Annotated in this window: 5 protein-coding genes; all 5 read left to right on the plus strand. The window is 66.3% G+C overall.

All coding sequences use genetic code 11. From position 1 onward, the window contains the following. The coding region (locus tag QZ281_RS12000; protein WP_292228654.1) for a tetratricopeptide repeat protein at nt 1-1,243 on the plus strand (1,243 nt) is incomplete at its 5' end. 4 nt (nt 1,244-1,247) lie between these two features. Beyond that, nucleotides 1,248-2,117 carry a 4-(cytidine 5'-diphospho)-2-C-methyl-D-erythritol kinase gene (locus tag QZ281_RS12005; RefSeq protein ID WP_292228656.1) on the plus strand — a complete coding sequence of 290 codons (870 nt, stop codon included), beginning with the start codon at nt 1,248-1,250 and terminating at the stop codon, nt 2,115-2,117. 211 nt (nt 2,118-2,328) lie between these two features. After that, nucleotides 2,329-3,045, plus strand: coding sequence for a fasciclin domain-containing protein (locus tag QZ281_RS12010; RefSeq protein WP_292228658.1), 717 nt, complete (start codon nt 2,329-2,331; stop codon nt 3,043-3,045). Between the two features lie 98 nt (nt 3,046-3,143). After that, nucleotides 3,144-4,037, plus strand: coding sequence for a glycine--tRNA ligase subunit alpha (locus QZ281_RS12015; protein WP_292228660.1), 894 nt, complete (start codon nt 3,144-3,146; stop codon nt 4,035-4,037). Continuing rightward, nucleotides 4,037-4,957, plus strand: a 921-nt coding sequence (gene glyS, locus QZ281_RS12020) for a glycine--tRNA ligase subunit beta (protein WP_292228662.1), incomplete at its 3' end; no start/stop codon positions are given. The genes QZ281_RS12015 and glyS, both read left to right, overlap by 1 nt.

Below are 4,957 nucleotides of genomic sequence, written 5' to 3' on the forward strand. Positions count from 1 at the left end.
GGCTGCGGCTGGCGACTGGACGCGCGCACTGGCGCCGGCCCCGACCGCTGGCGACGCCCTGACCCTGTCGTTCGCTCGTCAGAACCGGGCCATGCTGCTGGAGCGCCGCCGCGACTACGCCGAGGCCGAGCTTGAGCTGAAGACCCTGTCGGAAATCCCCTCGGTCGGCATTCTGTTCAAGCGCCCGTATGGCGAGTTTTTGGAGCGGCGCGGGCGGTTGGACGAGGCCAAGACCGTCTATGAAGCCGCCGCGGCTGGCGCCAATGCCGATTTCGGCGCGCTGCGGGCGCTGGAGCGGATGCGCAATCGTGGGCGTCCGCCGGCATTGCTGACCCTGCGTGAGGGCGCAGCCGAAGCCCTGACCGCCGCCGCCGCCCAGGCGGCTGCTGAGCGCGGCAACGAGTTCGCCGCCGTTTATCTGCGTCTGGCGTTGAATCTGAGCGACAGCGGCTCCCCCCGCCTGCAACTGGCCGGGGTGCTGGACCGGGCGGGGCTGAAGGCGGCCTCGCGCGCCGTTCTGTCTCAGGTCGGGCCGCAGGATCCGGCCCTGTATGCCGCCGCCCGCGCCCAACTGGCGCTGAATCTGGAAGACAACAGCCAGCCGGATGAGGCTCTGGCCGCCCTGCGCCAAGCCGCCGCCGCCGCGCCGGAAGATCCCCGGATCACCCTGATCCTGTCCAGCCAGCTGACGCAGTTGAAACACTACGACGAGGCGCTGGCCCTGCTGAACGGGCCGCTGCTGAACACGGCGGATCAGGGCGCGCAGATCCACTTCCTGCGCGGCGCCGTGCTGGAGGCGATGAACCGCATTCCAGAGGCCGAGGCTGAACTTTGGGCCGCCCTGCAAGAGGATGGCGAGAACGCCAACACCCTGAACTATCTAGGCTACCTATGGGTCGATAAGGGGCTGCGCGTTCAAGAGGGCGCCGAGCTGATCGCCCGCGCCCATGCGCTTGATCCCGAAAACGGCAATATCCAGGACAGTCTGGGCTGGGCTCAGTTCAAGCAGGGTCAGTTCAGCGTCGCCGTCGATACTCTGGAACAGGCCGTCGATAAGGAACCCGCCAACCCCGAGATCAACGACCATCTGGGCGACGCCTACTGGCGTGTGGGGCGTGAGCGCGAGGCCCGCTGGCTGTGGAGCCGTGTCCTGACCCTGAACCCCGACGCCGAGCGCAAGGCTGAGGTCGAGCGCAAGCTTGAGGACGGCCTGAACGCCGCAGTCACCGGCGCGTCGCAGTAGGCCCATGTCGATCCAGGCGCTGGCTCCGGCCAAGATCAATCTGTTCCTGCATGTCGGGGCGGTGGATGCGGAAAACTATCATCCGCTGTCCAGTCTGGTCGTCTTCGCTGATGTTGGCGATCTGATCGCGGTGGAGCGGGCCGACCGGCTGTCGTTGACCGTCGTCGGCCCGTTCGGCGCGGGTCTGGCGGTAGAGCCGGACAATCTGATCCTGCGCGCCCTGCGTCGTCTGGGGCAGGTCACGGGCGGGGGCGAGCCGCCCTTGAAAGTTACACTGGACAAGCGTCTGCCCATCGCCGCCGGTCTGGGCGGCGGGTCGTCTGACGCCGGGGTGGCTCTGAAGCTGGCCCGGCAGGTTTTGGGGCTGGATCTGTCGGATGAGGCGCTGGAGGTCGTCGCGGGCGTCATCGGCGCCGACGGTCCCATGTGTCTGCACGCCCGCACCGCCTGGGCTGAGGGCAGGGGAGAGGTGCTGACCGACGAACCGCGCCTGCCGCCCCTGCCGGTGGTGTTGTTCAACCCCGGCGTTCCGTCACCGACGGGCGCCGTCTATCGCGCCTATGATGCTGGTGCAGTTCAGGATGCGAACCGCCCGGTGCGGCCGCTGGATTGGTCCGCGGAGACGGTGATCGACTGGCTGGCGGGGCTGCGAAACGACCTGCAGCCGCCCGCCATCGCCCTGACACCAGAGATCGGCGACGCCCTGGCGGCGGTTGCGACGACGCCCGGCATCGCACTGGCGCGGATGTCGGGATCGGGCGCGACCATCTTTGGTCTATGCCTGACGCAGGAGGATGCGGACGCCGCCGCAGCCACGCTGGCCGATGCGCATCCGAATGCCTGGGTTCAGTCGAGTATTCTGGCGGCCAAGTAAACTTCAAGCATTATGGCCAAAACCCGGCCGTGTGGGCGTTTGACGGCCTGTTTGGCCTAGTTCTCGCCTAGATTATCACGAAAGTTTCAGGTTGTTTCACTTTTTCGGAACCGTATCGCCGGTGACCGATTGGGTTGGGCAGTTCCGATGACTGGAACGGGTCGTCTCCTCCCCGGATATCGATCCTCAAACAGAAAAAGGATACCCAGCCATGCTACGTGCAAAACTGCTTGCCGCAACCGCTGTCGCTACCCTGATTGCTGCTCCGGCCTTCGCTCAGGAAGCCGCCCAGCCCGTTCCGACTGAAGCCGCCGCCCCGGCTCAGGCTGCTGAGGCCGCCGCCACCCCTGCTGCGCAAGGCACCGTCGTGGACGTGCTGAAGTCCAGCGGTCAGTTCACCACCCTGCTGTCTGCGCTGGATCAGGCGCAACTGACCGACACCCTGCAGTCGCGTCCGGCTATCTCCATCTTCGCCCCGACGGATGCGGCCTTCGCCGCCATGCCGGAAGCCGAGCGCACCCGTCTGCTGGACCCGGCCAACGCCAATGAACTGCGTCAGGTGCTGTTGTACCACGTGATCGTCGCCGATGTTTCGCCCGACCAGATCGAAGGCAAGAAGGGCGGCGTTCCGACCGCTTCGGAAGCCCAGATCCTGCTGGACGGCACGGGTTCGGCCATCAAGGCTGACAACGCCACCGTGGTCAGCGCCGAACTGGACGCGTCGAACGGCGCCGTCTTCCCGATCGACACCGTGCTGAATCCGGCCAACTCCATGGCCGCCATGGGTGACGAAGAAGCGGTCCCCGCTGCTGAGGCCGCCCCGGCTGAAGCGGCTCCGGCTGCGACCGAGGCGACCGATCCTTCGGCCACGCCGCCGGTCGAATCGACTGATCCGGCCACGGAACAGACCGACCCCACCCCGCAATAATCGCGGTTGAATGCAACACCCTTGCTAGGGTGTGTTGAAGCGGAAGGCGGCGGGCCCTATGGTCCGCCGTCTTTTTTACAGCCCCTCCCGAGCCCGATTTGAGCACCTCGACTGAACCGCTCGCGTTTCAGGACCTGATCCTGACGCTCCACCGCTACTGGGGCGAGCAGGGCTGCGCCATCCTGCAACCCTATGACATCGAGGTTGGAGCCGGCACGCTCCACCCCTCCACCGTGCTGCGCGCCCTGGGGCCGAAGCCGTGGAAGGCCGCCTATGTCCAGCCTAGCCGCCGCCCCGGCGACGGCCGCTATGGCGAGAACCCCAACCGGCTCCAGCATTATTATCAGTATCAAGTGATCCTGAAGCCGAACCCGGACAATCTGCAGGAGCTGTACCTGGGATCGCTGGCCGCCATCGGCATTGATCCCAAGCTGCACGACATCCGCTTTGTCGAGGACGACTGGGAAAACCCCACCGTCGGCGCCTGGGGGCTGGGATGGGAAGTCTGGTGCGACGGCATGGAGGTGACGCAGTTCACCTATTTCCAGGGCGTCGGCGGCATCGAGGTGGACGTGGTCTCGGGCGAACTGACCTACGGGCTGGAGCGTCTGGCCATGTATGTTCAGGGCGTCGACAATGTGTACGACCTGAAGTTCACCAAGGAGGGCCTGACCTATGGCGAAGTCTTCCTGGAGAATGAGCGCCAGCAGTCGGAAGCCAACTTCCACGGCTATGACGTCGATGGCCTGAAGCGCCGGTTCGAGGACATGGTGTCCGAGGTTTCGCGCTTCCTGGCCATGACCGGACCGCAGGGGCAGCCGCTGGTTCTGCCCGCCTATGACCAGGTGCTGAAGGCCTCGCACCTGTTCAACCTGATGGATGCGCGCGGCGCCATCGCCGTGGCGGAGCGCCAAAGCTACATCGGCCGCATCCGCGAACTCTGCAAAGCCTGCGCCCTCGCTTACGTTGAACAAGAGCGGAAAACCGCCTGATGCCCCAGCTTCTCCTCGAAATCTTCTCCGAAGAAATACCCGCCCGCATGCAGCAGGGCGCTGCGCGCGATCTGGAGCGTATGGCGACCGAGCGTCTGAAGGCCGCCGGCCTGACCTGGGACGGGCTGACCACCTATGCCGGGCCGCGCCGCCTGACGTTGGTGGTGGACGGCCTGCCTGCCGCGACGCCCGACCGCGAGGACGAGGTGAAGGGGCCGAAGGCCTCGGCGCCCGAACAGGCGCTGGAAGGCTTCCTGCGCAAGACCGGCCTGACGCGCGATCAACTGGTCGAACGTGACGGCGTGCTGTTCGCCGTTATCAGCCAGCAGGGTCAGGCGACGCCCGGCCTGATCCCCGGCATGGTCGATCAGATCATCCGCAACTTCCCCTGGCCCAAGTCGATGCGCTGGGGCTCCGGCACCCTGCGCTGGGTGCGGCCGATCAAGCGCATCCTGTGCATCTTCGACGGCCATGTCGTGCCGTTCGAGGTCGACGGCATCCAGTCCGACGCCCTGACCGAGGGGCATCGCTTCCTGGGATCGGGCGCGCCCTTCGCCGTCAGCGATTTCGTCGATTACCGTCACAAGCTGGAGCGCGAGCACGTCCTGATCGACGTGGCCGACCGCAAGCTGCGCATTCTGGAACAGGCCAAGGCCGCCTGCGCCGCCAAGGGGCTGTCGCTGGTCGATGACGACGGCCTGCTGGACGAGGTGGCGGGTCTGGCCGAATGGCCGACCCCGATCCTGGGCGATATGGACCCGCAGTTCCTGTCGCTGCCGCCCGAGGTCGTGCGCCTGTCGATGAAGGTGCACCAGAAGTATTTCGCCGTTCGCGATCCGTCGCATGAAGGTCTGGCCCCCAACTTCCTGGTCGTGGCCAATGTCGAGGCGACCGACGGCGGCAAGGCGCTGGCTGCCGGC

This window comes from Brevundimonas sp., assembly GCF_018608325.1.
GTDB lineage: Bacteria > Pseudomonadota > Alphaproteobacteria > Caulobacterales > Caulobacteraceae > Brevundimonas.